Here is a 21,198-nt window from a genome sequence, read left to right on the forward strand (position 1 = left end):
AATTTTTTCGACACGAACCCATTGACGTGACATGGGCGCCGTGCCTAACGTCCCGGCAACCAAGTTGAAACCTTTCACGACGCCGTGAGGGCAGTCCCCGGGCGTCGTCGAGGAGCCCTCCATGACCCACCCGTCCGACGCGGGACCGGCCCCGGTGCTGGCACTCAAGGACATCTCCAAGTCCTTCGGAGCCGTACGCGCCCTGCGGGACGTCTCCCTGGAGCTGTTTCCCGGTGAGGTCCACGCCCTCGCCGGCGAGAACGGCGCGGGCAAGTCGACTCTCATCAAGACCCTTGCGGGGGTGCACCGACCGGACACCGGCCAGGTGCTCCTCGACGGCGAGCCCGTCGTCTTCCACGGCCCCGGTGACGCCCGCGACGCCGGCATCGCCGTGATCTACCAGGAGCCCACGCTCTTCCCCGACCTCTCGATCGCCGAGAACATCTTCATGGGACGTCAGCCCCGGAAGGCGCTCGGCCGCATCGACCACAAGGCCACCCACGCGGCCACCGCCGCCCTGATGCAGCGCCTGGGCGTCGAGCTCGACCCCGACCGCCCCGCGCGCGGCCTGTCCATCGCGGACCAGCAGATCGTCGAGATCGCCAAGGCGCTCTCCTTCGAGGCCCGCGTCCTGATCATGGACGAGCCCACCGCCGCCCTGACCGGCAGCGAGGTCGCCCGCCTCTTCGGCGTCGTGCGCACCCTGCGCGAACAGGGCGCGGCCGTCCTCTTCATCTCCCACCGCCTGGAGGAGATCTTCCAGATCTGCCGACGGGTCACCACGCTCCGCGACGGCGCCTGGATCTCCAGTGAGCCCGTCGACGGCATGACCGAGGACGACCTCGTACGCCGTATGGTCGGCCGCGACCTGGAGGAGCTCTACCCCAAGCAGGACGTCGAGGCGGGCGAGGTGGCGCTCAGTGTGCGCCGGCTGACCCGCGAGGGCGTCTTCACCGACGTCTCCTTCGAGGTGCGGCGCGGCGAGATCGTCGGTCTCGCCGGACTCGTCGGCGCCGGACGCACCGAGGTCGCCCGGGCCGTCTTCGGCATCGACCGCTGGGACGCGGGCGAGGTCGAGCTCGACGGGAAGAAGCTCACCAACGGGGCCCCGTCGGTCGCGATGTCCTCCGGACTCGCCCTCGTCCCCGAGGACCGGCGCGCCCAGGGCCTGGTGATGGACATGTCCATCGAGCGCAACATCGGCCTCACGGGACTTCGTACGACCGTGAAGGCCGGCCTGATGGACCGCGGTGCCGAACGCAGCCGGTCCCTCGACTGGGCCGTCAAGCTCCAGGTCAAGTACGCCCGCATCGCCGACACGGTCAACACCCTGTCCGGCGGCAACCAGCAGAAGGTCGTCCTCGCCAAGTGGCTCGCCACCGGCCCCAAGGTGCTGATCGTCGACGAGCCCACCCGCGGCATCGACGTCGGCACCAAGGCCGAGGTGCACCGGCTCCTGAGCGAGCTGGCCGCCGACGGCGTGGCGGTCCTGATGATCTCCTCCGACCTGCCCGAGATCCTCGGCATGGCCGACCGCGTGCTCGTGATGCACGAGGGCCGGCTCACCGCCGAGATCCCGCGCTCCGAAGCAACCGAGGAATCCGTGATGGCAGCAGCCACCGGGAGGGCCGCCGCATGACGGTCACCACCCCCGACAAGGCGCCCGTCGCCGAGGTGCCCACATCCAGCGGCACCCGGCTGGTCGACCGTGTCTTCAAGATGCGCGAACTCGCCATCCTGGTCGTCTTCCTGGTGATGATCGGCATCACCCAGGCCGGCAACAGCGAGTTCCTGTCCGAACAGGGCATCAAGGACCTGCTGCTCAACGCGACCATCCTGGTGCTGGTCGCCACCGGCCAGTCCCTGGTCGTGATCACCCGGAACGTCGACCTGTCGGTCGGTTCGACACTCGGCATCAGCGCCTTCGCCGCCGGCAACTACCTCCAGGGCGGGGGCAACGCGGTCGTCGCGATCGTGCTCGCGGTCCTGCTCGGCATCGGCTTCGGTCTGCTCAACGGCCTGCTGGTCAGCCTCGGCCAGGTGCCCGCTCTCGTCGTCACCCTCGGCACGCTCTACATCATCCGCGGTATCGACTCCATCTGGGTCGGCTCCCGGCAGATCACCGCGGCCGGCCTCCCGGACGGGTTCATCGACTTCGGCTCCGGCGGCATCTCCGCGGTGCCCTACCTGGCGCTCATCGCCCTCGCGGTGCTGGTCGCCACGGCGTACTACCTCAAGCACTTCGGCAGCGGCCGTGAGCTGTACGCCCTCGGCTCCAACCCCGAGGCCGCCCGTCTCGCCGGCATCCCGGTCCGCAAGCGGATCCTGACGGCGTACACCTTCTGCGGCGCCCTCGCCGGACTCGCCGGCGCGATGTACCTGGCCCGGTTCGGCAACGTCGACTCCGGGACCGGCAACGGCTACGAACTCACCGTCGTCAGCGCGGTCGTCGTCGGCGGTGTCGTCTTCACCGGCGGCTCCGGCAGCGTCTACGGCGCGGCCCTCGGCGCACTCCTGCTGACCTCCATCAACAGCGTGCTGCCCGCCCTCGGCGTCAGCTCCGTGTGGGTGCTCGCCATCAACGGCATCCTGCTCATCCTCGCCATCGCGGTCGACCGGGTCGTCGCGCTGCGCGTGGCCTCGGCCCTGAAGAAGAGGAACGCCCGCCATGCCTGAGTCACTCGAGCGAGCGAGCCGCTGGTCCGGCGCGGTGCGGTGGGACACGATCGTCGGCGCCCTTCTGATCGTCGTGCTCCTGCTGTCCTTCGGAACGGTCGACGGCTTCGGAAACGCCCTCAACCTGTCCTTCCTGATCGGGAACACCCTTCCGATCGCGTTGATCGCCCTGCCGATGACCCTTCTGGTCGTCTCGGGCGAGATCGATCTCTCGGTCGCCTCCACCGCAGGCCTCTCCGGCGCCGTGATGGGCGCCCTGTGGAACCAGGGCATGACGATCGAGACGATCATTCCGATCTGTCTCCTGCTCGGTGTGGTCTGCGGACTGATCAACGGTCTGCTCGTCACCCGGCTCGGACTGCCCTCCCTCGCCGTCACCATCGGCACCCTCGCCGCCTACCGGGGCATCGCACAGATCGTGCTCGGCTCCGACGCGGTGACCGACTTCCCGACCCAGTACCTGGACTTCGCGGCCGGGCGGATCGGCGACACGTTCATCCCGTACGCCTTCCTGCCCTTCCTGGTGCTCCTCGCGATCGCCGTGATCGTGCTGCACGCCACCCCCTTCGGACGGTCGGTCTTCGCGACCGGCGCGAGCGAGGAGGCGGCGCGGTTCGCCGGCATCCGGGTCAAGCGACAGAAGCTGATCCTGTTCACGGTGACGGGGCTGATGGCCTCGCTCACCGGGATCTTCTGGGCGCTGCACTACGCGTCCGCTCGGTATGACAACGCGACGGGGCTCGAACTGTCCGTCATCGCCGCGGTGTTGCTCGGTGGCATCGACTTCGACGGTGGTAAGGGGACGCTCGGTGGGGCCATCGCCGGGGTGTTCCTGCTGGGGGCGCTCCAGAACGTGATGAGCCTCCAGGATGTGTCCGCTCAGTCGCAGATCGTTGTCACGGGTGTGTTGCTGGTGCTGTCTGTGCTGGGGCCGCGAGTCGCCAAGCAGGTTGCAGTGGCCAGGGCACGAAGGCTCACGTCTTAGCGCCGTTTGAAGCTGCCGGTCCGATGTGGCTGGTCGCGCAGTTCCCCGCGCCCCTTTGGGGCGCGTCCACTTCACCCTCGTATCAAAGGACTCCACGCCATGCGCAAGTCATCCCTCCGCCGTAGCTGCGCGGCCCTCGCCGCCGGAACCTCCCTCGCTCTCGCCCTCACCGCCTGTGGTGGTACCACCAAGAAGGACGTCGCCGACGAAGGCGCCTCCGCCGCCTCCACCGCCAAGGCCGACCCGAACGCGGCCACCAAGAAGGGGCTGACCGTCGGCTTCCTGCCCAAGCAGGTCAACAACCCGTACTTCACCTCCGCCGACAAGGGCGGCGAGGCCGCCCTGAAGGAGCTGGGCTCCAGCTACAAGGAGGTCGGGCCCTCCAACGCGACCGACACCGCCGGTCAGGTGTCGTACGTCAACACGCTCACCCAGCAGCAGGTCGACGCGATGGCCATCTCCGCGCAGGACCCGGGCGCCCTGTGCACCGCGACCAAGCAGGCCATGAAGAACGACATCAAGGTCGTCACCTACGACTCCGACACCAAGCCGGACTGCCGCAACGCCTTCGTCTCGCAGGCCTCCGCCGAGGACCTCGGCCGCACCGAGGTGCAGCTGCTCGCCGAACAGATCGGCTACAAGGGCGAGATCGCGATCCTGTCCGCCGCGCAGACCGCGACGAACCAGAACACCTGGATCGACTTCATGAAGGACGAGCTGAAGGACGCCAAGTACAAGGACATCAAGCTCGTCAAGGTCGCGTACGGCAACGACGACGCCCAGCAGTCCTTCCAGCAGACCCAGGGCCTGCTCCAGGAGTACCCGAACCTGAAGGGGATCATCTCCCCGACCACGGTCGGCATCAAGGCCGCCGCCCAGTACCTGTCGGGCTCCAAGTACAAGGGCAAGGTCAAGCTGACCGGCCTCGGCACCCCCAACGACATGCGCAAGTACGTCAAGAACGGCACCGTCGAGGGCTTCGAGCTGTGGGACCCGTCGAAGCTCGGCGCGCTGGCCGCGCAGACGGCCGTCGCCCTGGTCTCCGGCCAGATCACCGGCGCCGAGGGGGAGACCTTCAAGGCCGGCGGCACCACGTACACCATCGGCAAGGACGGCGTGATCAACCTCGGCAAGCCGACCGTCTTCAACGCCGAGAACATCGACCAGTTCAACTTCTGATCGACCGGTTCACGTCTCAACTCCCCGTCAAGGAGCGGTACTTCATGCAGCGCGTCTGTTTCCTGCTCAAGGTCCGTCAGGACAAGCTCGACGAGTACCGCGAACGACACGCCGCCGTGTGGCCCGAGATGCTCGACGCGCTCTCGGCCACCGGCTGGCACAACTACTCCCTCTTCCTCAGAGAAGACGGCCTGCTGGTCGGCTACCTGGAGACCGAGGACTTCGCCGCCGCCCAGGCCGGCATGGAGGCCGCCGAGGTCAACGCCCGCTGGCAGCGGGAGATGGCGCCGTTCTTCGAGTCGCTGGACGGCGCCCGCCCCGACGAGGCCATGAAACCGCTCACCGAAGTGTTCCACCTCGCCTGACGTCCCCACTCAGGATCACCTGGAGCCGCTCCATGAGAAGACGCACCCTGCTCACCGGTGCCATCGTGACCGCCATGTCCACCTCCGCGCTCACCGGTGGCACCGCCCGTGCCGCCGACCCCGGCCCCTCCGTCACCAAGACCGGCAGCACGACCCTCGACAGCTCGGCCGTCTTCTTCGTGTCCTACGACGGCCTGGTCAACAACAACTCGTTCCAGAAGAACGGCCTGCTCACCTACAAGGGCTACCAGTACGCCGTCTGGTACACGGCCGACAAGAACGCCGTCGTAGGCCGCCGTGTCCTCGGCGGCAGCACCTGGTCCACGGTCCAGGTCGGCCACACGCTCAAGGCCAGCGACTCGCACAACGTCATCTCCATGGGCGTCTCCAAGGTCGACGGCCGGCTCCACCTCAACATGGACTCGCACAGCGACGGCTTCACCTACGTCAAGTCCGTCGCCGGGCTGATGGACAACCCGTCCGGCCTGAGCTGGACCGCCGCCCGCTTCGGCGCCCCCCAGTCCACGCTGGACGGTCTCGCCCTCACCTCGCAGTTCACCTACCCCCAGTTCATCTCCACCCCCGACGGCAAGCTCCAGCTCAGCTACCGGGTCGCGATCTCCGGCAACGGCCGCAACGCCCTTGCGGAGTACGACGGTTCGACCTGGACCAACCTCGGGGAGTGGTCCAGCTCCACCGGCACCTACACCAGCGAGCACGGCTCCTCGACGGCCCGCAACATGTATCTGCACGGCATCGACTACGACAAGAACGGCCGCCTGCACTCGTTCTTCACCTGGCGCGAGCAGAACGGCGCCGTGATGTGCAACAGCGGCGGCATCACCAACCACGACACCGGCTACGTCTACTCCGACGACCGCGGCCGCACCTGGCGCAACAACGCGGGCACCGTCGTCGGCACGACGGGAGGCTCCGACAAGGTCGCCGTCACCGACAGCGGCCTGGTGATCGACTCGCTCAACCCCGATCACTCCCTGATGAACCAGGAGAGCCAGTTCACCGACTCGAGCGGTCTGCCGCACGCGATCATCTCGTACGTACCCGGTCGATTCGGTCAGTGCACGACCAACTACGTCACCGACCGCACCGCCAACGGCCGCGCCTTCCACGTCCGCAAGAACTCCTCGGGCACCTGGCAGAAGACGGAGATCCCGGTCGCCCTCAACTCCAGCCAGCGCACCAAGCTGGTCCTGGACAAGTACGACAACGCCTACGCGATCTTCCCGTTCGGCCGGATCGCCGGCGCCTCCAAGGCGTCCGGCTACACCGACTGGACGCTCCTGTACGACGGCAGCGGCCTCAACGCCTTCGGCGAGGTCGTGATCGACGAGACACGCATCGCCCAGGACAACGTCCTGTCGGTGCTGTACCAGGAGAAGTCCAGCGGTACGACGCCGTCGGCGCTCCACGTCGTCGACTTCGCGCTGCCCGCCTGATCGGGGTCGCTTCGGGGCGGCGTGCCGGTAATGTGATGGCCTGCCCGCCGCCCCTCTTTCACCTGGAGGTTCCTGCCCGATGTCGCAGTCGGTGGGTATCAAGGACGTCGCCCGCGCCGCCGGAGTGTCGGTGGGCACGGTCTCCAACGTCATCAACCGCCCGGACTCGGTGGCGACCGAGACACGCGCGCGTGTGCTCTCCGCGATCGACCGGCTCGGCTACGTCCGCAGCGAGTCCGCCCGCCAGCTGCGCGCCGGACGCAGCCGGATCATGGGACTGCTCGTCCTCGACATGGGCAACCCCTTCTTCGTCGACGTCGCGCGTGGCGCCGAGCGGGCCGCGCGCGACGCCGGGCTCGGCGTGATGGTCTGCAACAGCGCGGAGAGCGCCGGCGAGGAGGCCGAGTACCTCTCGCTCTTCGCCGAGCAGCGGGTCCGCGGCGTCCTGCTGACCCCCGCCGACGCGACCGGCCGCAACATACAGAGTTTCCGGCGCCACGGCATCCCCTTCGTCCTCGTCGACCGGGTCGCCGAGGGCACCACGGAGTGCTCGGTCTCCGTCGACGACGTGGCGGGCGGCGCCCTCGCCGTCCGGCACCTCATCGACGCCGGGCACCGCTCCATCGCGTACGTCAGCGGCCCGCCCGGCTTCAACCAGGTCCGCGACCGTCGCACCGGCGCCCTCAACGCGATCGCCGAGGCGGGCCTCGCCCCGAGCGTGCTGCGCGAACTGCCCACCGAACGTCTCGACGTCGCCGCGGGCCGTGACGCAGGCGCCCGCCTCCTCGGCCTCGCCGACCGGCCCACCGCCGTCTTCTGCGCCAACGACCTGCTCGCCCTCGGCGTCCTCCAGGCCATGTACGCGGCCGGGATAAACGTCCCCGACGACCTCGCCATCGTCGGCTACGACGACATCGAGTTCGCCGCCGCCGCGGCCGTCCCGCTCACCTCGGTCCGCCAGCCCGCCGTCACCATGGGCGCCCTGGCCGCCGAGCTGCTGCTGGAGGAGACGGAGACGGAGTCCGGCCCGCGACGGCACGAGCACCGCCGGGTGGTGCTCCAGCCCGAGCTGGTCGTCCGGCGCTCCAGCCTGTCCGCCCGCTGATCCGGGGTTCAGTACGATTTCATGATCCCGGGGATCGGATATCGGACGGACATGTGCTGAACTGGGACGCGTCCGTACCTCCGTCCGTCCCGGGAGCCCCGTTGACCGCGACCTACCGCCAGCCCGGCGTCGTCCTCACCGACCACCACTTCACCGTGCCCCTCGACCACGACGCCCCCTCGGGCGAGACGATCGAGCTCTACGCCCGTGAGGTGGTCGCCGGTGACAAGGCGCGGCAGGACCTGCCCTGGCTGGTCTATCTCCAGGGCGGCCCAGGCTTCGGGGCGAACCGTTTCGTCGGCAGACCGGCCTGGCTCGGCCGCGCCCTCAAGGAGTACCGGGTCCTCCTGCTCGACCAGCGCGGCACCGGCCACTCCACGCCCGCCAACCGCCAGACCCTCCCACTGCGCGGCGGCCCCGCAGAACAGGCCGACTACCTCACGCACTTCCGCGCCGACTCGATCGTCCGCGACTGCGAGACCATCCGCGCCGAGCTCACCGGTGGCGCCCCCTGGACCGTCCTCGGCCAGAGCTTCGGCGGCTTCTGCGCCGTCACCTACCTCTCCGCCGCCCCCGAGGGCCTCAGCGCCGCCGTGATCACCGGCGGCCTGCCCTCCCTCGACGCCCACGCCGACGACGTCTACCGCGCCGCCTACCCGCGCATCGAACGCAAGGTCGCCGCCCACTACACCCGCTACCCGCAGGACGTCGAGCGCGCCCGCCGGATCGCCGACCACCTCCTGCACCACGAGGTCGTCCTCCCCAACGGCTACCGTCTGACCGTCGAGGCCTTCCAGTCCCTGGGCATCGTCCTCGGCGGCGGCGAGGGCAGCCACCGGCTGCACTTCCTCCTGGAGCACGCCTTCGTCCGCACCCCGCAGGGCCCGGCCCTCTCCGACGCCTTCCAGGAAGAGGTCCAGGGCCTCCTGTCGTACGCGGGCCACCCGCTCTACGCGCTCGTCCACGAGGCGATCTACGGCCAGGACCACCGCCCCACCGCATGGTCCGCGGAACGTGTCCGCGCCGAGTTCCCGCAGTTCGACGCCGCCAAGACGCTCACGGGCGACGGACCGCTGCTGTTCACCGGCGAGTCGATCCACCCCTGGACGTTCGCGTCGGACCCGGCGCTGCGCCCCCTGCGGGAGACCGCCGAACTCCTCGCCGCCCGCACCGACTGGCGACCCCTCTACGACGCCGACCGCCTCGCCGCCAACGAGGTCCCGGTCGCCGCGGCGGTCTACCACGACGACATGTACGTCGACACCACCCACTCCCTCCAGACCGCCCACGCCATCCGTGGCCTGCGCACCTGGGTCACCGACGAGTTCGAGCACGACGGCGTCCGGGCCGGCGGCCCACGCGTCCTGGACCGGCTGCTGGCCCTCACCCGCGACGAGGCGTAATCCCGGTGGCGATGTCGGCGGCGCGGATTAGTCTGCACCCATGACAGAGCCGACGATCAGTCAACTCCAGCCCATGCCAGAGGACTGGCGGCGCGCACTCGCGGTCGTGGCCCACCCGGACGACCTCGAGTACGGCTGCTCCGCGGCCGTCGCCGCCTGGACCGACGCGGGCCGCGAGGTCGCCTACGTCCTGGCGAGCCGCGGCGAGGCCGGCATCGACACCCTGGAGCCGGCCAAGTGCGCCCCGCTGCGCGAGCAGGAGCAGCGGGCCAGCGCCGCCGTCGTCGGGGTGTCGGCCGTGGAGTTCCTGGACCACCGGGACGGGGTGATCGAGTACGGCACCGCGCTGCGCCGCGACATCGCCGCTGCGATCCGCCGGCACAAGCCGGAACTGGTCATCACCCTCAACCACGAGGACACCTGGGGCGGCGTTGCCTGGAACACCCCGGACCATGTCGCGGTGGGCCGGGCCACGCTGGACGCGGCCGGGGACGCGGGCAACCGATGGATCTTCCCGGAGCTGGTGGAACAGGGCCTGGAGCCCTGGAACGGCGTGCGCTGGGTGGCCGTGGCCGGATCGTCCTCGCCCACCCACGCCGTGGACGCGACGTCCGGCCTGGAGCGCGCGGTGCGCTCGCTGCTCGAACACCGGGCGTACATCGAGGCGTTGACGGACGAGGACCCGGAGACCTACGTCCGGGGATTCCTCACCGGAGTGGCGGAGCGAACCGCGGAGCGCTTCGGCGGGACACCCGCCGTGGCCTTCCAGGTTTTCAGCAGATGACGAGGACAACGGGGGAGAACATGACGGACACCGACGTCCTGGCGGACCGCTTCGAGGAGCACCGGGAGCATCTCAAGGCGGTCGCCTACCGCATGCTCGGCTCGCTCGCCGAGGCCGAGGACGCCGTCCAGGAGGCCTGGCTGAAGCTGGGCCGCACCGACACCGACGACATCCGCAACCTCGGCGGCTGGCTCACCACGGTCGTCGGCCGGGTCTGCCTCGACATGCTGCGCTCCCGCACCACGCGCCGCGAGGACCCACTGGACGACACCTATGTACCGGACCCGGTGATCACCCCGCTCTCGCGGATCGACCCCGAGCAGGAGGTGCTCCAGGCGGACTCCGTCGGCCTCGCCCTCCTCGTGGTCCTGGAGACCCTGGAGCCCGCCGAACGGCTCGCGTTCGTGCTGCACGACATGTTCGCCGTGCCCTTCGACGACATCGCCGCGATCGTGGAGAAGAGTCCGGCCGCCACCCGGCAGCTGGCCAGCCGCGCCCGGCGCCGGGTCAAGGGCGCCACCCCGTCGGCCGAGCCCGACCTCGGCCGGCAGCGGCAGGTCGTCGACGCCTTCCTGAGCGCCGCCCGCGGCGGGGACTTCGAGGCCCTGCTCGCGGTCCTGGACCCCGATGTCGTGCTGCGCGCCGACTCCGGTGCGCTGGTCGGCGGTGCGGCGGCGTCCAAGCTGGTACGCGGTGCGAAGCCGGTGGCCGAACAGGCCCTGCTCTTCCGCCAGTTCTCGCAGTTCGCGGAGCTCGTGCTGGTCAACGGCGCGATCGGGATGGTCAACGTGTCCGAGGGGCGGCTGCTCTCGGTCATGGGCGTCACCGTCGTGGACGGCCGGATCACCGAGATGCAGATCCTGGCCGACCCCGAGCGGCTCGCCCGCCTCGGCATGCCGGGTGCGCAGGGCTGAGTCAGACGGCCACCAGCACCGCGCCGACCGGGCGGTGCGGGCTCACCGCCCGCCCGTCCGGGAGGAGTTCACCGGTGTCGTCGAAGACGATGGTGCCGTTGCACAGCAGGCTCCAGCCCTGTTCGGGGTGGGCCGAGACGATCACCGCGGTGTGGTGGTCGGGGCGCTCGGCGGCGGGGCACGCGGGCTGGTGGCTGCACATGACGTCTCTCCTCGTTGCGGTGGGCTCCTGCCTGGGTCGGCTCATGTCTCTGTGGTAGCCGAACTTGTTTTCCGTTGGATGAGGGGACCCCCACAACGCCGGAAACTCATCGGTGAGTTTCCGTTCCGTATCCTGGCCACATGCAAGATCAGACAGCCCTCCCCTCCGACCTGCGCGGCGACTGCGCCCGATGCTTCGGGCTGTGCTGTGTCGCCCTGCCCTTCGCGGCGTCGGCGGACTTCGCCCGCGACAAGCCGGCCGGCGAACCCTGCCCCAACCTCCAGGGCGACCACCGGTGCGGCATCCACGCACGGCTGCGGCAGGAGGGCTACACCGGGTGCACGGTCTACGACTGTTTCGGCGCCGGGCAGAAGGTCTCGCAGGTCACGTTCGGCGGCGAGGACTGGCGCGGCGCCGGGCGTGACCACGCGCGCCGTATGGTCGACGTCTTCCCGGTCGTGCGCCAGCTGCACGAGCTGCTCTGGTACCTCACCGAGGCGCTCGCCCTTCCGGCCGCCGCCCCGGTGCACGCCGAGGCGCGCCGTCTGCTGGAGGAGACGGAGGGACTCACCCGCGGCACCCCGGAGGAACTCACCGAGCTGGACGTCGCCGCACACCGCCAGAAGGTCAACGCGGTCCTGCTGCGAACCAGCGACCTGGTCCGGGCCGGTACCCGCGGCAAGAAGAAGGACCGCCGGGGCGCGGACCTGATGGGCGCCCGCCTCAGGAACGCCGACCTGCGCGGCGCGAACCTCCGCGGCGCCTACCTCATCGCCGCCGACCTCACCGGCGCCGACCTGCGCGGCGCGGACCTGATCGGCGCCGACCTGCGCGACACGGACCTCACGGACGCCGACCTCACCGACGCCTTCTTCCTCACCCAGCCGCAGCTCAACGCGGCGCGAGGCAGCGAGGGCACCCGGCTGCCGGGGTCGGTCACACGACCGGGGCACTGGACACAGGCCTGACAACCGCCGCGCACCGAGACGACACGCCCTTGTCGGCGCGGAGGCCCGGAGGACTGCGGGCCGAAGCGCGGCCGGTGACAGGGCCGGTGGCCGCCAGACTCGCGGTCTGTCGGATCCCGCACGATCCGCGGGCGCGGCGACACAGCAGCCGCGGCCGTTCCTGCGGCGGGCTGGGGCGCGCTGAGGGACCTTGCGCCCGCGATGGCTGCGAGGCCCCCGGCCCTCAGGGCCGGCGCCGTGCGACAGACAGCACACGTCGCCCGCCCCCGCGATCCGCCGGCTACCCGCACGGCACGCCCCGGTTCAGCTTCTCCCGTGCGCCCGGTTCAGCCCGCACCGCCGGATCGGCAGTACCGCCCCCGGATCAATCACCCGCCCCGCTCACCGGGCACCGCACCTCCGCGCCCGGTGCCTCGCCCGCGACACCGGGCACCGGACACCGCGGCTCCGCCGCCGGTAGCCGCGCCCCTGACGCCTCCGCCGCCGCCACGTCCTCTGCCTCCGTCACGCCCTGCGGCACCCGCACCCGTCGCCGCTCCAGCCCCAGCCGCAATCCCTCCGGCATCAGCGTGAGCCGCTCGGTCACGCGCAGGCGGTAGGTGGGGTCGGCGCGCAGCTCGTAGCGGCGGAGCAGCAGCCCGAGCACCAGCGTGGCCTCGTGCAGGGCGAACTGTCGGCCGATGCAGGCCCGCGCCCCCGTGCCGAAGGGCTTGAAGGTGTGCGGGGCGCGGTTGCGTACGGCCTTCGGGTCGAAGCGGTCCGGGTCGAAGCGTTCGGCGTCCGCGCCCCAGACCTCGGGGTCGCGGTGGAGCATCGGGGTGAGGACGAGCGTCCACGCGCCTCGCCGCATCGGATGCTCCCCGGCCAGCACCGTGTCCTCGACGGCCTCCCGGGCGAACGCGGGCGCGGTCGGCCACAGACGCAGCGACTCGTCCAGGACCCGGCGTACATGGCGCAGCTTGGCCACCTGGTCGTAGCCGGGCGTCTCCGTGTCGCCCCACACCCGGTCGACCTCCGCGCGGGCGCGGGCCGCGGCCTCCGGATGGCGGGAGAGGTAGTGCAGGGCGAAGGAGAGCGCTCCCGAGGTGGTCTCGTGCCCGGCGACCAGGAAGGTGATCACCTGACGTCGGACGTTCTCGGAGGACAGCCGCTCACCGGTCTGCGGGTGGGCGGTCTCCAGCATCCGGTCCAGGAGATCCCCGTCGCCGCCGCCTGCCGTCCGGCGCTCCCGCACCAGGTCGTCGACCGTGCGGTTCAGATAGGAGATGTCGGCGTCGTTCTGGCGCGCGGCCTGGCGCAGCAACGCGGGCCACGGCACGGAGTTGAGCCGCTGGGCGTAGGTGAGCGTGCCCACCATCGCGGTGATGAAGGGATGCGGACGGGAGCGCTGGAAGGAGCCGAAGTCATGGCCGAAACCGGTCCGCGCGATCGTCTCCAGCGTCAGCTTGGTCATGTCGCCGGGCACGTCCACCGTGCGGCCCGCCGCGAGCTCGGCGTCCCAGTGGTCCGTGAGCTGCGCCGCCACGGCCAGCATCATCGGGTGGTAGCCCTCCATCGCCTCCCGGCTGAAGCCCGGGGCGAGCACGTCGTGCGCCAGCTGCCAGTTCGGCTCGTGGTTGTACGCCGTGAACAGCCCGTCCCCGGCGACCGGCCGCAGGTTGGCCACCCCGAGCCCCACATGCTTCGCGAACCGCGTCTCGTCCGCGAGGTCGGCCGCGAGCCGGGCGCCCCACACGAACACGAACTCCCGGTCGAAGGCCTTGCGCCGGTAGATCGGCCCCAGCTGCCGGGCGTAGCGCAGGGAGTCCTGGAGCGGGGTGCGCCGGTTCGCCCCGAGCACATCGCCGAGCAGCGGGAGCCGTCGGGGCGGATGCGGGATCCGGTGCAGCTCGGGCCAGCCCTGTTCGGCACTGCGGAACCCCTTGGGCAGCGCGGTCCGGTTGCTCGACTCCGCCATGACGCGATCTCCCTCGATACGGGGGCGGGTTGGGGCGTGTTGTACGTGGGTTCAATAACGCGCACAAGTCTGGTCCCCTTGTTGAACCGGCGTCAAGTAAAGGAACCGTGGTCGGGATAAGGTGCGGGCATGGCCGCCAACCAGGGGGAGCGCACCCGTCGCCGGCTCAGCACCGAGGAGCGCCGGGAGCAGCTCCTCGCCGTCGGCGCGCGGCTGTTCTCGGAGAGCCCGTACGACGACGTGTGGATCGAGCGGGTCGCCGAGATCGCGGGCGTCTCGCGCGGGCTGCTCTACCACTACTTCCCGACCAAGCGGGACTTCTTCGCGGCGGTCGTCGAGCGCGAGAGCGCGCGGATGCTGCGGATGACCGCGGCGGTTCCCGGCATCCCGGTGCGCGAGCAACTGGCCGCGGGGCTCGACACGTTCCTGGAGTACGTCGAGGCCCATGCGCACGGCTTTCGTGCCTTCCATCGTGCCGACGCGGCCGGGGACCAGACCGTACGCAAGGTCTATCAGCAGGCCCTGGCCGCGCAGGAGCGGCAGATTCTGGCGGCGCTGGCGGCGGATCCCGAGTTCGGCGCCGGTTTCGAGGCGCGGCCCGAGACCACCCTCGCCGTGCGCGGCTGGCTGGCCTTCATCACGGCCGTTTGTCTGGAGTGGCTGAGAGGCTCGGAACTGTCCCGGGAGCAGGTGCGTGACCTGTGCGCCCGTGCGCTGCTGGGAGTCCTCGGCGTCTGAACTTCCGCAAAGGATCGAGGGTGCTGGTTGGCGTGCGTCCCGAACTCCGATAGGTTAGGCAAGGCTTACCTAAGGAGGTTCTGGGATGGGTGCTGGGACGGATGACAGCCCGAGCTGGACGGCCGCGCCTTCCGCGGCGGAACGGGCGCGCTCGGTGCTCGCCGCCGCGTGGTCGTGCGCGGTGACCGCGGACGGCGGTCGCGAGGAGCTCGTCGGCGCGCACACGGTCACCGAGGACGGCCGGGTGCTCCTCGACGTGCCCGACGACAGCGCCCTGCTCGCGGCGGCGATCTGCGCACCGCGCGGAGAGCCGTCCGCCGTGCTGGAGTTCGCCGACGTCTCGCCCGTTCCCGTGCGCAACCGTATCCGGGCCCGTATGTGGCTCGCCGGCTGGTTCGCCCCCGAGGACGACCGGCTGGCGTTCACGGCCACGCGGATCGTGCTGCGGCAGCAGTCCGGTGCCGTGGTCGTGGACCTCGACGAGTTCGCCGCCGCCGCGCCCGACCCGCTGGCCGGCGCCGAGGCCCGGCTGCTGACGCACCTCGCCGACTGCCACGCCGACGCGGTCGAGCGGCTCACCCGGCTCGTCGAACCCGACAGCCTGCACGGCGCGGTGAAGGTCCAGCCCGTCGCGGTCGACCGGCACGGGCTGACCCTGCGCATCGAACGCGTCCGTGCGCACGGCGACGTACGCCTGGCCTTCCACCGGCCCGCCGACGACGTCGCGCAGCTCACCGAGCGCATGCACGTCCTGCTCGGCCAGGCCGCCTCGGCATCCTGCCCCCGCGCGCTACAGCGGCAGCGCACAGACGGCGACGGGTGACGCGAACGGCCTGCCCGCGAGCCGCAGCCGACCGCTGTCGGCGTCCACCCGGAACACGCTCACCGTGCCCGACCGCTGGTTCGCCGCGAACAGCAGCGTCCCGTCCGGCGAGAGGGCGATCTGCCGCGGGAAGTCACCGGCGACCGGCACGGTGTCCAGGAGCCTGAGCCGGGCGCCGTCCGCCTCCACCGCGTAGCGCGTGAGGCTGTTGTGGCCCCGGTTGGCGAGGTAGGCGTACGCCCCGTCCGGCGTCACCACGAGCTGCGCCGGATAGCTGGTGCCCGAGCCGGTACCCGTGGACTGCGCCTCGCCGATGGCCAGGCGCCCGGTGCCGGGATCGTAGGCGCAGACGGCGACGGTGTTGTCGACCTCGTTGGCCAGATAGGCGTACCGCCCGCCGGGATGGAACGTGAGATGCCGCGGCCCGGCCCCCGGCCGGGTCTGGGCCTGCGCGACCTCGGTGAGCTTCCCGGTCCGCTCGTCGAGGCGGTACGTGTACACCGTGTCCGTGCCCAGGTCGACGGCGAGGAGATGGCCGCCGTCCGGGCTCGTGACGAACTGATGGGCATGCGGGCCCTCCTGCCCCGGCCCCGGCTTCGGCGCGGAGTGCGTGACGAGGTCGGCACGCTCCCCGATCGCCCCCGAGGCGTCCAGTGGATGCACGGCCACACTGCCGGCGCCGTAGTTGGCGCTCAGCAGCCAGCGCCCGCGCGGATGCACCGACAGATGGCAGGGGGCGCCGCCGCCGGTGCTCCGGCTGCCGAGCACTTCGCGGTCGGCGAGCCGTACCGCGGTCACGGCACCCTGCTCGCGCTCGTTCACCGTGTACAGCGTGCGGCCGTCGGGGTGCAGGGCGAGATACGAGGGGTCGCCCACCCCGGTGAGCGTGCGGCCGGCGGTCACCCGGCCCGTCCCGGTGTCGTACGTGGCGAAGCCGATGCCGGTGCCGCCGTCCTCGGCGGAGGTGTAGGTGCCGAGAGCGAGCGGGCGTGGGCCGGAGGGCGCGGGTGTGGGCGAGGGGGACGCGGCGGCGGTGCTCTCCGGGGCAGCGGCCTGGGGTGCCCGAGGTGAAGGAGACGCCTCGGGAGCGGCCTCGTCGCACGAGGACAGCGCCGCCACCGCCACCGCCCCCGCTCCCGCGAGCGCGCCGACGAACCGACGCCTGCTCCAGTCACCCCTGCCCATGCACGCACCTCAGGTCGGTCGGTCGCCCGGTCGCCAGCCACCATGACCCGGACCGCGCCACGCGTGCAACACGCGCCCCTACCGGTCGCCGGCCGGCCTGGCGGCCACCAGCGGCTTTGCCGGTGCGGGATCCTCGGCATCCCCTTGGAGCCGTGGTGGCCCACGTCACCTGGAGCGTCGGGCGGGGCGGTTCCTTCGTACGCGTTCCTGGAACCTGGTGAGCCGGGGCAGGCGCCCGCGCTGTTCGCCGGAGATGCGGTCCAGTTCCTCGAACAGCCGGCGCGAGCGGTGCTCGGTGTCCAGCTCGTCGAGGATGCGGTTGACCTCCGTCAGCACCGCGCCGTGCAGCTGCCACTGCCGGGCGTCGTGCTGCACCTCCTCCAGGAGCAGTTGAGCGAGCTTGTCGCGGGTGGCCGCGGCCTGCCGGAGCTCGGAGGCGAGCCGTTCCTCGGCCGACTCGGCGCTCTGGCTGACGTGCGCGGTGACCAGGACGGCGAAGCTGACCACCGCGTCCGCGATCTCGGACAGCAGTCGTTCGACCGCGGCACCCGTCTCCGAGGCGAACAGTCGTTCGGGATCGCGTTCCTTGGCGAGGTCCGCGAGCGTGCGCGCGAGCACCCGCAGGACGACCGTGCAGATCTCCAGCGTGTCCAGGCCGGTGCGCAGCACCACCCGGTGCAGCAGGCCTTCGCGCACGCGCGGGTTGAGCCGCAGACTGTCCTCGGCCTGCCGCAGGGCGGCGTCCACCTCGACGATGTCGTGGTCCAGGCGCCGCGCCTCGTGCAGCCGCTCCCTCGCGTGCTCGACGGGGGTGCGGCCCGCGGCCTCCTCGCCCATGCGCAGCATCAACTGTCGTACCCGGCGGGCCAGTCCCTCGATGGACTCGCCCGCCTCGTCCACCCACACGGGCGGTGCGAACAGCAGGTTGAAGCCCAGCCCCACGACCGCCCCGATCAGCGTCTCCAGCACCCGCGCCCACGCGGTGTCCCCGACGGTCGTCACCCCGAGAACCAGCATCGCGCTGATCGCCACCTCGGGGACGTACTCGTCGACCTTCACCAGATGCCCCACCGCCAGCGAGGCCAGGATCAGCAGGGCGAGACTCCACCAGGTCAGCCCGACCAGCAGGCTGAAGGCGATGGCGACCAGCACTCCGGCCACCACGGCGTTGACCCGGCGGATGCCGTTGGTCAGCGTGGCGTAGAGGGTGACCTGGACGACCAGCAGCGCGGTCAGGGGTGCGGTGAGGGGGGCCGCCTCGGGACTCATCCGCAGCGCGATGACGTAGGCGATCGTCGCCGCGGCCGCGGACCGCAGCGCATGGACGACCGCAGGGTCCCTGCGGCGCTTCAGGGAGCGTACGAGGGGCGCCATCCGCTCACGTACATCTCGCATCCTCAGGCTGTCCCACTTTCACATGTGCGTCGTCGTACTCCTTGCGGACCGTAGCTGTCCGCAAGGATGCCTAGATTGTTGGCAACAGCAGGTCGGCGGCAAGAAGGGGGAACAGTGATCGCGAACACCCGGGAGTTCGAGGTTCTCACAGGTGCGCACGACTATCTGCGCGAGGTGGTCGCGGCGGTCCCCGCGGGGGCCTGGGGAGCGGCGACGCCGTGCAGCGAGTGGACGGTGCGGCAGGTCCTCAACCACGCGCGGATCGACCAGCAGGGGTACGGCCTCGCGATCACCGGCGGGCGGCCGGACTCCGACCCCTTCCATCCGGAGGACGCCCTCGCCGGGGACCCGTCGGCGGAGCTCGACGAGGCGCTGCGCGCGGTGGCGGAGGCCTACGCGGGGCTGCCCGCCGGCGCCGAGGCGGTGCCCACACCGCTGGGCCCGCTGCCCCTGTCGCTCGCCGCGGCGGCGGCCGCGATGGACGCGGCGGTCCACGCCTGGGACATCGCGGTCGCGACCGGACGGGAGCTACCGCTGACGGAGGAGCTCGCCGAGGGGATCTGGCCGGTCGCGGAGCACCTGGTGGACCATCTCCGCGACGCCTACCAGGTGTTCGCCCCCGCGCGTCCGCTGCCCGAGGGGGCGGGTCGGGCGGAGGCACTGCTCGCCTTCCTCGGACGCGACCCGCACTGGAAGCCCTGACCCCACGCGGTCACGCGGTGCCGGCGGCCCGGCTCCTGGACCGGTAACCGGCGATCTTCGCGAGGTTGCCGCACCGCTCCATCGAGCACCAACGGCGGCGCCGGGCCTGGGAGTCGTCGAGGAACAGCAGGGAGCACTCCGGGCTCTCGCACTCCTTGACCCGCGCCATCAGCGGCCCGCCCGCCAGCAGTACGGCGTCCCGCGCGAGGGTGGCCAGGGCCGCCCGCGCGGGATGCCGCGCCGTCCAGCGCACCGCGCCCCACTGGGGTGCCAGATCGGGGCGTGCGGCCGTGGCGTTGATCAGTTCCACGTCGGCCGCCTCCGGGGCCCGCCCGGCCATCGCGGCCCGCACGAAGCGGTGCAGGGCCTCGCGCAGCAGCCGGGCGTCCGCGAGGTCCCGGGCCGTGACCCGGACCGGTTCCCCGCCCACGGCCAGTTCCGCCCGGCTCAGCCAGCGGGCCAGCGCGTCGGTGTCCGGCAGTCGCTCCTTGGGCGTGGCGTGGCGTTTGCCGAGCGTGGCGACGAAGTTCAGACACGGCCTGCCCCCGATGAAGGGGAAGGCGAGATCGGGGTCGGTGCTGGTCGCGGTCACGAGGTCGAGCCTACCCGCAGTCGGACCGACCTTGACACCCCTTGAACCGGTGTCGCATGGTGACACCAGTTCAAACGGTGTCAGTCGCGACGGAGAGTGGGTGGGGTATGCGCGCGGTACGGATCGACGCGTTCGGTGGGCCCGAGGTGCTGGTCGAGGTCGAGGTGCCGGATCCGGTGCCGGGCCCGGGGGAGGTGCTCGTCCGGGTCGCCGCGGCCGGGGTGAACCGGGTCGACGCCCTCGTCAGGGCCGGTGTCTACCACCGCGCCGGACGGCCCCCGCTGATCCCGGGCGCCGAGGCGTCCGGCGTGATCGCCGGGGTGGGCGAGGGCGTGGCGGACCTCGCGGTCGGGCAGCGGGTCATCGCCCTGGACGGGGGGAAGTCGCCCGGCTTCTACGCCGAGTCGGCCGTGGTGCCGGCCACCCAGGTGGTCGCGCTGCCCGACGGCGTGGCCCTGACCGAGGCGGCTACCCTGCCCATCGCGTGGCTCTCCGCCTGGTACTGCGTACGGCACCTCGCCCGGGTCGGCAAGGACGACACCGTGGTGGTGAAGGCCGCCGCGAGCGGGGTCGGCACGGCCGCCGTGCAGATCGCCGCCGAGACGGGGGCACGCGTGATCGCGCTCGCCGGATCGGCCGAGAAGGCCGCCTGGGCGGGGGAGTTCGGGGCCGACGCCGTCGTCGACACCTCCGCGCACCCCGGTGACGCCGAGGTCGATGAGGTGCTGCGGCTGACCGGCGGACGCGGTGCCGAGGTCGTCCTCGACACCGTCGGCGGCGCGGCCTTCGGGCGGAGCCTGCGCGAGGCGGGGCCGGGCGGCCGGGTCGTCGCGCTCGCCAACGTCGCCCTGGAACCCAGCACGATCGACACCCGCGACTTCTATCCGAAGAACGTGACGATCCACGGCTTCCAGCTCACCAACCTGCAGTTGCAGGGCTACGACCCCCGCGCCGACCTGCGTGAACTCGCCGACCGGGTGGCCGCGGGCGCGTACCGGGTGCCGGTCGAGACGGTGCTGCCGCTCGCGCAGGCGCGGGCCGCGCACGAGCGGCTGGAGAACCGGACGAACCGCGGCAAGATCGTGCTCGCCGTGGGGGACGTCGACTGACTCAGGCGTCCAGCTTGTCGAGGAAGGCGGACAGATTGCCCGTGGTGCGGGCGATCTGCTGCTCCACGGTGAGACTCTCCTCGATCCGCAGCATGCTGTTGAGCTGCTTCTTCCCGCGGACATAGAGGGAACAGGCCAGGTCGGTGCAGATGTACAGCCCGACCGAATTGCCCTCGCGCCCCGCGACACCGGCCTTGCGGGCGGTCATCAGTGAGACGCCGCCGCCGGGATGGGTCGTCAGGCACAGCGAACACATGCTGCGGTGCAGGAAGCCGCGGTGCGCGGACGCGAGGCGCATCGACAGGCCGACGAGCCGCCCCTCCCGTTCGGCGATCAGATACGTCCGGTCGGGTGCCCCCGGATCTCGCCAGCCGAAGAAGTCCAGGTCGTCCCAGGGGCGTTCGTCGAGATCGTGCGGGACGGCGGCCCGTTTGGCCTCGCCCTTCGAGCAGTTCACGAAGGAGTCGCGGATGTCGTGCTCGGTCAGTGATCTCATGGGAGAGCCTCCTTGGGAGTCTTGCTTATGACAAAAAGCGAGAGTGAATAACCTAGTACCTCTAGGTTCTGTCAGGGTAGTCGACCGCGTCGAGGGGGAGCCAGTGATTTAGGGGAGGGCCGGGCCGGCGGCCTGATCGCGGACGGGCGTTATGTCGAGTTCA

21 protein-coding genes are annotated in these 21,198 nt (G+C 71.2%); 15 read left to right on the forward strand and 6 right to left on the reverse strand.

Annotated elements, in window-relative coordinates; genetic code table 11:
- Positions 1 to 121: 121 nt before the first annotated feature.
- From ACIHIX_RS41375 to sigJ, 10 genes are all read left to right on the forward strand, one after another.
- Complete coding sequence (locus ACIHIX_RS41375; RefSeq protein ID WP_399965710.1) at positions 122 to 1,639, forward strand: sugar ABC transporter ATP-binding protein; 1,518 nt, start codon at positions 122 to 124, stop codon at positions 1,637 to 1,639.
- On the forward strand, positions 1,636 to 2,676 hold the full coding sequence (locus ACIHIX_RS41380) for an ABC transporter permease (RefSeq protein WP_399965711.1): 1,041 nt from the start codon (positions 1,636 to 1,638) through the stop codon (positions 2,674 to 2,676). The genes ACIHIX_RS41375 and ACIHIX_RS41380 overlap by 4 nt, the downstream gene beginning before the upstream one ends.
- Positions 2,669 to 3,661 (forward strand): ABC transporter permease, encoded by a 993-nt coding sequence (locus ACIHIX_RS41385; protein WP_399965712.1) that lies wholly within the window; start codon positions 2,669 to 2,671, stop codon positions 3,659 to 3,661. Before ACIHIX_RS41380 ends, ACIHIX_RS41385 begins: the two co-directional genes overlap by 8 nt.
- A 99-nt stretch (positions 3,662 to 3,760) precedes the next feature.
- Positions 3,761 to 4,840 carry a rhamnose ABC transporter substrate-binding protein gene (rhaS, locus tag ACIHIX_RS41390; protein ID WP_399965713.1) on the forward strand — a complete coding sequence of 360 codons (1,080 nt, stop codon included), beginning with the start codon at positions 3,761 to 3,763 and terminating at the stop codon, positions 4,838 to 4,840.
- Between the two features lie 44 nt (positions 4,841 to 4,884).
- Positions 4,885 to 5,205, forward strand: coding sequence for an L-rhamnose mutarotase (locus ACIHIX_RS41395; protein WP_399965714.1), 321 nt, complete (start codon positions 4,885 to 4,887; stop codon positions 5,203 to 5,205).
- A 32-nt stretch (positions 5,206 to 5,237) separates the two neighbouring features.
- Entirely contained in the window at positions 5,238 to 6,662 is a 1,425-nt protein-coding gene (locus tag ACIHIX_RS41400) for a BNR repeat-containing protein (protein WP_399965716.1), read from the forward strand.
- Positions 6,663 to 6,741: 79 nt separating this feature from the next.
- The gene (locus tag ACIHIX_RS41405; RefSeq protein WP_399965717.1) at positions 6,742 to 7,767 is read left to right on the forward strand and encodes a LacI family DNA-binding transcriptional regulator; all 1,026 of its coding nucleotides are present in this window, start codon (positions 6,742 to 6,744) and stop codon (positions 7,765 to 7,767) included.
- A gap of 101 nt (positions 7,768 to 7,868) precedes the next feature.
- Entirely contained in the window at positions 7,869 to 9,170 is a 1,302-nt protein-coding gene (locus tag ACIHIX_RS41410) for an alpha/beta fold hydrolase (RefSeq protein ID WP_399965718.1), read from the forward strand.
- 40 nt (positions 9,171 to 9,210) lie between these two features.
- Positions 9,211 to 9,954, forward strand: a complete 744-nt coding sequence (locus tag ACIHIX_RS41415) for a PIG-L deacetylase family protein (RefSeq protein ID WP_399965719.1) — start codon at positions 9,211 to 9,213, stop codon at positions 9,952 to 9,954.
- A gap of 20 nt (positions 9,955 to 9,974) precedes the next feature.
- The gene (gene sigJ, locus ACIHIX_RS41420) at positions 9,975 to 10,868 is read left to right on the forward strand and encodes an RNA polymerase sigma factor SigJ (RefSeq protein WP_399965720.1); all 894 of its coding nucleotides are present in this window, start codon (positions 9,975 to 9,977) and stop codon (positions 10,866 to 10,868) included.
- A 1-nt stretch (position 10,869) separates the two neighbouring features.
- On the opposite strand, the gene ACIHIX_RS41425 is transcribed toward sigJ, so the two are convergent.
- Positions 10,870 to 11,070 (reverse strand): DUF5999 family protein, encoded by a 201-nt coding sequence (locus ACIHIX_RS41425; protein WP_399965721.1) that lies wholly within the window; start codon positions 11,068 to 11,070, stop codon positions 10,870 to 10,872.
- A 140-nt stretch (positions 11,071 to 11,210) separates the two neighbouring features.
- Between ACIHIX_RS41425 and ACIHIX_RS41430 the strand changes: the two genes are divergently transcribed.
- Positions 11,211 to 12,038: a pentapeptide repeat-containing protein gene (locus ACIHIX_RS41430; RefSeq protein WP_399965722.1), complete on the forward strand. Its 828-nt coding sequence runs from the start codon at positions 11,211 to 11,213 to the stop codon at positions 12,036 to 12,038.
- 364 nt (positions 12,039 to 12,402) lie between these two features.
- Here ACIHIX_RS41430 and ACIHIX_RS41435 read toward each other — a convergent pair whose 3' ends face one another.
- Positions 12,403 to 13,995 carry a cytochrome P450 gene (locus ACIHIX_RS41435; protein WP_399965723.1) on the reverse strand — a complete coding sequence of 531 codons (1,593 nt, stop codon included), beginning with the start codon at positions 13,993 to 13,995 and terminating at the stop codon, positions 12,403 to 12,405.
- Between the two features lie 129 nt (positions 13,996 to 14,124).
- Here ACIHIX_RS41435 and ACIHIX_RS41440 point away from each other — a divergent pair, with 129 nt between their 5' ends.
- Positions 14,125 to 14,733: a TetR/AcrR family transcriptional regulator gene (locus tag ACIHIX_RS41440; RefSeq protein ID WP_329342360.1), complete on the forward strand. Its 609-nt coding sequence runs from the start codon at positions 14,125 to 14,127 to the stop codon at positions 14,731 to 14,733.
- A gap of 85 nt (positions 14,734 to 14,818) precedes the next feature.
- Positions 14,819 to 15,556, forward strand: a complete 738-nt coding sequence (locus tag ACIHIX_RS41445) for a DUF2470 domain-containing protein (RefSeq protein ID WP_399965724.1) — start codon at positions 14,819 to 14,821, stop codon at positions 15,554 to 15,556.
- Here ACIHIX_RS41445 and ACIHIX_RS41450 read toward each other — a convergent pair.
- Positions 15,524 to 16,741, reverse strand: coding sequence for a lactonase family protein (locus ACIHIX_RS41450; protein WP_399965725.1), 1,218 nt, complete (start codon positions 16,739 to 16,741; stop codon positions 15,524 to 15,526). The two genes, ACIHIX_RS41445 and ACIHIX_RS41450, sit on opposite strands and share 33 nt — an antisense overlap.
- 165 nt (positions 16,742 to 16,906) lie before the next feature.
- Complete coding sequence (locus tag ACIHIX_RS41455) at positions 16,907 to 18,136, reverse strand: FUSC family protein (RefSeq protein ID WP_399965726.1); 1,230 nt, start codon at positions 18,134 to 18,136, stop codon at positions 16,907 to 16,909.
- Between the two features lie 114 nt (positions 18,137 to 18,250).
- On the opposite strand from ACIHIX_RS41455, the gene ACIHIX_RS41460 reads away from it, so the two are divergent.
- Positions 18,251 to 18,838 carry a TIGR03086 family metal-binding protein gene (locus ACIHIX_RS41460; protein WP_399965727.1) on the forward strand — a complete coding sequence of 196 codons (588 nt, stop codon included), beginning with the start codon at positions 18,251 to 18,253 and terminating at the stop codon, positions 18,836 to 18,838.
- 10 nt (positions 18,839 to 18,848) lie between these two features.
- Here ACIHIX_RS41460 and ACIHIX_RS41465 read toward each other — a convergent pair whose 3' ends face one another.
- Positions 18,849 to 19,430, reverse strand: coding sequence for a CGNR zinc finger domain-containing protein (locus ACIHIX_RS41465; RefSeq protein WP_399965728.1), 582 nt, complete (start codon positions 19,428 to 19,430; stop codon positions 18,849 to 18,851).
- Positions 19,431 to 19,537: 107 nt separating this feature from the next.
- On the opposite strand from ACIHIX_RS41465, the gene ACIHIX_RS41470 reads away from it, so the two are divergent.
- A complete protein-coding gene (locus tag ACIHIX_RS41470) occupies positions 19,538 to 20,539 on the forward strand; it encodes a zinc-binding alcohol dehydrogenase family protein (RefSeq protein WP_399965729.1) in 1,002 nt (333 codons plus the stop codon).
- 1 nt (position 20,540) lies between these two features.
- On the opposite strand, the gene ACIHIX_RS41475 is transcribed toward ACIHIX_RS41470, so the two are convergent.
- Positions 20,541 to 21,035: an FBP domain-containing protein gene (locus tag ACIHIX_RS41475; RefSeq protein WP_399965730.1), complete on the reverse strand. Its 495-nt coding sequence runs from the start codon at positions 21,033 to 21,035 to the stop codon at positions 20,541 to 20,543.
- Positions 21,036 to 21,198 lie beyond the last annotated feature (163 nt).

Origin of the sequence: Streptomyces sp. NPDC051913 (assembly GCF_044593635.1) — a bacterium.
In the GTDB taxonomy this organism is placed as follows: Bacteria; Actinomycetota; Actinomycetes; order Streptomycetales; family Streptomycetaceae; genus Streptomyces.

Excerpts from the sequence above, each read along its gene's own strand:
- ACIHIX_RS41385 (WP_399965712.1), top strand. The coding sequence starts at position 2,669 with ATGCCTGAGTCACTCGAGCGAGCGAGCCGCTGGTCCGGCGCGGTGCGG.
- ACIHIX_RS41450 (WP_399965725.1), bottom strand. The coding sequence starts at position 16,741 with ATGGGCAGGGGTGACTGGAGCAGGCGTCGGTTCGTCGGCGCGCTCGCG.
- ACIHIX_RS41400 (WP_399965716.1), top strand. The coding sequence starts at position 5,238 with ATGAGAAGACGCACCCTGCTCACCGGTGCCATCGTGACCGCCATGTCC.
- ACIHIX_RS41425 (WP_399965721.1), bottom strand. The coding sequence starts at position 11,070 with ATGTGCAGCCACCAGCCCGCGTGCCCCGCCGCCGAGCGCCCCGACCAC.
- ACIHIX_RS41405 (WP_399965717.1), top strand. The coding sequence starts at position 6,742 with ATGTCGCAGTCGGTGGGTATCAAGGACGTCGCCCGCGCCGCCGGAGTG.
- ACIHIX_RS41380 (WP_399965711.1), top strand. The coding sequence starts at position 1,636 with ATGACGGTCACCACCCCCGACAAGGCGCCCGTCGCCGAGGTGCCCACA.
- ACIHIX_RS41455 (WP_399965726.1), bottom strand. The coding sequence starts at position 18,136 with ATGCGAGATGTACGTGAGCGGATGGCGCCCCTCGTACGCTCCCTGAAG.
- ACIHIX_RS41415 (WP_399965719.1), top strand. The coding sequence starts at position 9,211 with ATGACAGAGCCGACGATCAGTCAACTCCAGCCCATGCCAGAGGACTGG.
- ACIHIX_RS41475 (WP_399965730.1), bottom strand. The coding sequence starts at position 21,035 with ATGAGATCACTGACCGAGCACGACATCCGCGACTCCTTCGTGAACTGC.
- ACIHIX_RS41435 (WP_399965723.1), bottom strand. The coding sequence starts at position 13,995 with ATGGCGGAGTCGAGCAACCGGACCGCGCTGCCCAAGGGGTTCCGCAGT.
- ACIHIX_RS41470 (WP_399965729.1), top strand. The coding sequence starts at position 19,538 with ATGCGCGCGGTACGGATCGACGCGTTCGGTGGGCCCGAGGTGCTGGTC.
- ACIHIX_RS41445 (WP_399965724.1), top strand. The coding sequence starts at position 14,819 with ATGGGTGCTGGGACGGATGACAGCCCGAGCTGGACGGCCGCGCCTTCC.
- ACIHIX_RS41375 (WP_399965710.1), top strand. The coding sequence starts at position 122 with ATGACCCACCCGTCCGACGCGGGACCGGCCCCGGTGCTGGCACTCAAG.
- ACIHIX_RS41440 (WP_329342360.1), top strand. The coding sequence starts at position 14,125 with ATGGCCGCCAACCAGGGGGAGCGCACCCGTCGCCGGCTCAGCACCGAG.
- sigJ (WP_399965720.1), top strand. The coding sequence starts at position 9,975 with ATGACGGACACCGACGTCCTGGCGGACCGCTTCGAGGAGCACCGGGAG.
- ACIHIX_RS41395 (WP_399965714.1), top strand. The coding sequence starts at position 4,885 with ATGCAGCGCGTCTGTTTCCTGCTCAAGGTCCGTCAGGACAAGCTCGAC.
- ACIHIX_RS41430 (WP_399965722.1), top strand. The coding sequence starts at position 11,211 with ATGCAAGATCAGACAGCCCTCCCCTCCGACCTGCGCGGCGACTGCGCC.
- rhaS (WP_399965713.1), top strand. The coding sequence starts at position 3,761 with ATGCGCAAGTCATCCCTCCGCCGTAGCTGCGCGGCCCTCGCCGCCGGA.